This window comes from Kitasatospora sp. NPDC007106, assembly GCF_040634455.1.
GTDB lineage: Bacteria > Actinomycetota > Actinomycetes > Streptomycetales > Streptomycetaceae > Kitasatospora > Kitasatospora arboriphila.
The window spans coordinates 1-4,920 of sequence record NZ_JBEYFP010000445.1 but is presented as its reverse complement, the minus strand read 5'-3'; the positions used below and the strand labels follow the sequence as shown (position 1 = coordinate 4,920).

The following is a 4,920-nucleotide window of genomic DNA, read 5'->3' as shown; positions in this document are numbered from 1 at the left end:
ACCCCGCCGACCGCCCCGGCGACTCCGACCGCCGTCCCGCCGACCCCGCCGACCGCCCCGGCGACTCCGACCGCCGTCCCGCCGACCCCGCCGACCGCCCCGGCGACTCCGACCGCCGTCCCGCCGACCCCGCCGGCAAGCATCCGGACGACATGGAGGTCGACCACGATCCGGACCACCCGGACGACGAGTCGATGGCGGACGCCGATCACGAATCCGACCACGACCCGGAGCACGACTCCGAGGCCGACCGGCCCCGTGGTTCGGCGGACTACGACGACGCCCAGGACCGCGAGCACACCCACTACGGGATGAAGGGCGACAACCTCCAGCGGGACATGCGGAGCACGGAGGACGGCGCTCCCCACCGCGATGTCCGGCAGATCACCCTGGACCGGGCGTTCGCGTTCCTGGACGGCCACGTCGACAACCACAACATCGCCAACCTGCTGCACGAGACGGCCCAGCAGAACAAGAACGACCCGCAGGGCGTCGGCTTCACCAAGAAGGAGCTCAGCGAGCGGCTGCCGGGCTTCGCCGACCTCAACCGCAACGAGCAGGCCGCGGTCGTCGGTGTGCTCGGCCGCCTGAGCCCGGCCGTCCACACGCGGTACGGCGTCGGTGCCAGCCCGGAGCGCGTCGCGGACCCCTACCGCTACCGCGACGACGTCGACCGGTCGCACTTCAGCGAGGAGGAGCAGGGCAAGCTCAAGAACGACGCGGGCGCCGACGACAAGTCGACCCGCGGCATGATGGCCCGCCGGAAGAAGAACTTCTGGGCCAGCCCCTCGGCGAAGACCCAGGAGAACTACCAGCAGGGCCAGACGACCCCCGACGCGAAGTACATCACCGGAGTCCGGGACCACCTGATCCTCAAGCGCCTGGAGGAGCGGCACCCGGGGCAGGACACGTACACCCCGGAGCAGGTCAAGCAGGTGGTGAAGGAGCTCGACGCGACGCTCAAGCCCGTCGGCAAGGGCATCCACCGGCCGGACTTCTCCGGCAAGAACTACGCCGTCGTCGAGGTCACCAGGATCCGCGACGAGAACGACATGGAGGTCGACGGCGCCGACCACGACCCGGACGCGGACACCCGGTACGTCGTCGACTCCTCGTACGGGGCGAGCCGCAAGGACGTGACGACCGAGCACTCCGAGCCGCACATCGGACGCTGGCTCACCCGGCTCAACGAGCGCGACGGCACGGACGACTGGCAGCCGCTCACCCTGCACACCGAGCGCGAGCCCTGCGGAAAGGGCCAGGGGCACGCCCACTGCTCGGTCTACCTCACGGAACCGAGCATGGACGGCGTCAACGTCTCCTACGCCACCGGCTACCGCAAGGGCGAGATGGAGGAGGGCGCCGAGCACGACGCGGAGACCGTGCAGCGGATGCTGGAGGAGGACAATCAGCGGTACCTGAACCGGATCGGCGACCTCTGGCTGAAGATGGCCGAGTCGGGTGCGCTGAACCAGCCGCCGACCACCGCCGCGCCGGCCCCGGCCGCCACCTGAGGAGACTGGACATGAACGTGCACGACGCGCCGGGCGGCGTCCCCGACACCGCCTGGCTGGAGCAGGTCTTCGGCGCGGACGGCGTCTGGCGGCCGACCGCGGAGCAGCTGCCGGAGTCGCTCACCCACGAGCCGACCCGGGCGTTCCTCACCGAGGTCGGCCTGCCGTGCGCCAAGGTGGGGCGGATCGGCCTGGACTCGCTGTTCCTCCGTGAGGAGGGTCTGTGGGCGCAGGACCCGGACGAGCTGTACGGGGTCTCCCGGCCGAAGGGCGACGACGCGGTCTCCGACATCTGCTTCAAGGTAATGGACCACACCGACACGGCCTTCATGCTGGACGCCGGGAGCGGTGCGGTCGACCTCTTCAAGCCGGACGGCTGGGACGCCGGCCTCGGCTACGGCGGCCGGTACACGTCCTCGCTGCCGCTGCTCGTCCGCGTCCTCGGCCTGGCGGCGCAGACCGTCGAACTGGTCGACGAGATCGGCCGCGACGAGGCCATCGAGGCCTTCGACGCCCGGCTCGACGAGCTGGGCCTGCTGGAGGCCCACCCGTACCTGTGGACCGAGGTCTTCGAGTACATCGACGAGTACTTCGACGAGTTCCCCGTGGACTGACGGCCCGTCGGACACCCCGTCCGACGCCCGTCCGACGGCCGCCGCACACCGCACGACCCGCTCACCCTGGAGCCCCAACCGTGACCACAGCCGCCAACCACCGGCCGCACCCCCACCTCGGCGGGAGGGCCGCCGCCCTGCGCGCACTCGCGCGCTGGCACGGCAGCGAGCCGTCGGCTCCGAAGACGGTGCTGCTGACCGGCCGGGCGGGCAGCGGCCGGTCCCGGCTGCTCACCGGCTTCCTCATGCTGTGCGACCCGGACCACCGCAAGCGGATCGACACGGACGCGCTCGACCCGGCCACCGTGCCGTCCGCCGAGCTGCCCCCGCCCCTGGTCTTCGGAGCCCGCGGGCTGACGGCCACCCAGCTGCTGTGGTCCGTCGCCGACGGCCTCGGCATGGAGGTGACCCGGACGGCCGAGGTGCTGGAGCTGCTGGCCGAGCCCGCCGACGAGGGGACACCGCTGCTGCCGGTGGTCGTCCCGGACGTCGACGACGCCGGCGTGCTGCGCGTGCAGGAGGAGGCCGCCCGGGTCGCGGCGGAGGTGCTGCTGCCGCTGGCCGCCTCGCCCGGGGTTCGGCTGCTCGCCGACCTGCCGCGCGCCCAGGCCCGTTGGCTGGCCGAGCGGTTGCCCGCCGACCGCCTGCTTGTCCTCGACCTGGACGAGGAGCCGTGGGCGGACCGCGAGGCGCTGCTGCTCCAGGCCCGGCACACCCTCGGCGCGACCGTCGCCGCCGACCGGCTGGCCCGGGCCGCCGACGGCCCGCTCACCCTGCGGCTGGCCGCCTGGTCCCTGCTCGCCGTGCCGGACGGGCCGGAGCTGCCCGCGCCGACCGGCGTCGGCGAGGCCCTCGACCTGCACGCCGAACGCTGCGGAGTGGACGAGTTGACGCTGCGGCGGCTGCTCGCCCCGCTCGCCCTGGCCGCGCCCGGCGAGCCGCTGCCGCTCGCGCTGTGGGGCCCGCTGGCCTCGGCCGTCGCCGGCAAGGACCTCGGCCCGGCGCTCGCCTCCGGGCAGCGCCTGCTGCTGCCCTTCACCACCCCGGCCGGCGACGACGACCACCCGGCCGTGCGGATCGCCCACCCCGCCGTCGCCGCCGAGGTCCGCGAGCGGTTCGGCGGCGCCGTCCGCGAGGCGCAGCGCCGGATCGCCGCCGCACTGACGGCCACGGTCGACGGGACGGGCATCGACGGCGGGACGGCCGACGACGGGACGGGCGCCGGCCGCTGGGAGCGGGCGCTGCCGTACCTGCGCGAGCAGCTGGCCGGCCACGCCCTGGAGGGCGGGCTGCTGCCCGAACTCCTCGACGACCCGGGCTTCCTGCTGCACACCGACCAGGTCCGGCTGCGCGCCGCCGCCGAACACCTGGCGGCCGCCGGCCCCGGCCTCCCGCCGCTCGCCCGCAGCTGGCTGCGGGTGGCACCGCTGTTCACCCGCCACGAGCTCGGCCCGCAGCTGCGCGCCGGCCTGCTGGAGCACGCCCTGCGGCAGGACGGTCTGCCCGCGGCCGGGCTCGGCGAGGACCTGCCGTGGCGGACCGAGTGGACGGTGCCGCTGCCCGGTGTCGCCGCGCTCACCGCCGCGACCGGCCCGGACGGCTCGGCGCTGCTGGCCGCGTACCTCCCCGGCGGCGAACCGCAGGCGCGCGTCTTCGACGCCGCGACCGGCGCGTCGGTCGACCTGGCCCCGGAGCAGCTCGTCCCGCCGACCGACGAGGAGCGGGCGGCCTGTCCGGTCCGGCTGAGCACCGGCGCCGACTACGTGCGGATCTGGCCGCGGGAGGACGCCGGCGGACCGCTCGGGATCTTCGTCTCCGCGGGCCCGCTCGGCGGTGCCGACGTCACCCCGGACGGCCTGCTGCTGCTCGCCGACGCCGCCGGCCTGAGCGCCCTGCGGCTGACCCTGCCCGGCACGTCCGGGCTGCCCCGCCCGTCCGGCACGTCCGGGCTGCCCCGCCAGCCCGGCCCGGCCTGACCCCGGGCAGTACCGTGGCCACCGACCACCGACCACCGACCACCGACCACTGACCACCGGGCCCCGAGGCCCAGGTTCCGAAGGAGAGCGACCGCGTGACGACCCGCGCGCAGGCCGTCGAGGCGGCCCACCAGTGGATCAACGGCGACCTGCCCGAGGAGCAGTGGCGCACCGTCGGCGTCCACGAGTTCGACCTGGGCTGGGTGGTGTGGGCCGAGCCGGAGCCGCCCGCCGACAGGCCCGGCCCGGGCGAGCGGCGGCCGCCCGCGGAGATCGGCTCCTCCTGCGCGGTCGTCGACCGGGAGACCGGCAGGCTCAGCACCTGGCCGTCGGTGCCGGTCGAGGAGGTCGTGCAGCTCCACCGCGACAGCCTGGGCGCCGGCACGTACGACCCCGACCGGCCGCTCGCCACCGGGCCCGGCGCCACCGCCGTCCTCACCTACCGCGACGCGGCCGGCGAGGAGCAGAGCCTCTTCCGGATGTCCGCCCCCGGCGCCGCGCACCCCGAGGTCGAGACATGGCGGATCCTGCAGAGCCGGGGCGTGCGGCCGGAGGACGTGCTCGCCGTCCACACCGACCTGCGCCCCTGTGAACTGCCCGGCGGCTACTGCGCCGCCACCCTGCTCGCCGAACTGCCCGTCGCGACCTTCTCCTACGGCCACGACTACGGCCCGCGCTTCGACCGGCGCGCGGCCGGCGTGCGTGCCCTGGCCGACGCCGCCGAGAAGCTGTTCCGCGAGGCCGGCCGTCCGGCGCCGCCGCGCCCCAACCGGGCACCCTTCCCGCGGAGCGCCGCCGCGGCCGGACCGGAGCGGG

At 75.2% G+C, this 4,920-nt stretch carries 3 protein-coding genes and 1 pseudogene; all 4 read left to right on the top strand.

Going from position 1 to position 4,920, the window contains the following annotated elements; genetic code table 11:
• Window positions 1-1,514 (top strand): annotated as a pseudogene (locus tag ABZ641_RS25725) (hypothetical protein); the annotation flags it as partial.
• A gap of 11 nt (window positions 1,515-1,525) precedes the next feature.
• On the top strand, window positions 1,526-2,128 hold the full coding sequence (locus ABZ641_RS25720; protein WP_359985311.1) for an SUKH-4 family immunity protein: 603 nt from the start codon (window positions 1,526-1,528) through the stop codon (window positions 2,126-2,128).
• Between the two features lie 80 nt (window positions 2,129-2,208).
• Complete coding sequence (locus ABZ641_RS25715; protein ID WP_359985309.1) at window positions 2,209-4,104, top strand: ATP-binding protein; 1,896 nt, start codon at window positions 2,209-2,211, stop codon at window positions 4,102-4,104.
• A gap of 95 nt (window positions 4,105-4,199) precedes the next feature.
• Window positions 4,200-4,920: nucleic acid/nucleotide deaminase domain-containing protein (locus ABZ641_RS25710; protein ID WP_359985306.1), on the top strand; the 721-nt coding region annotated here is incomplete at its 3' end.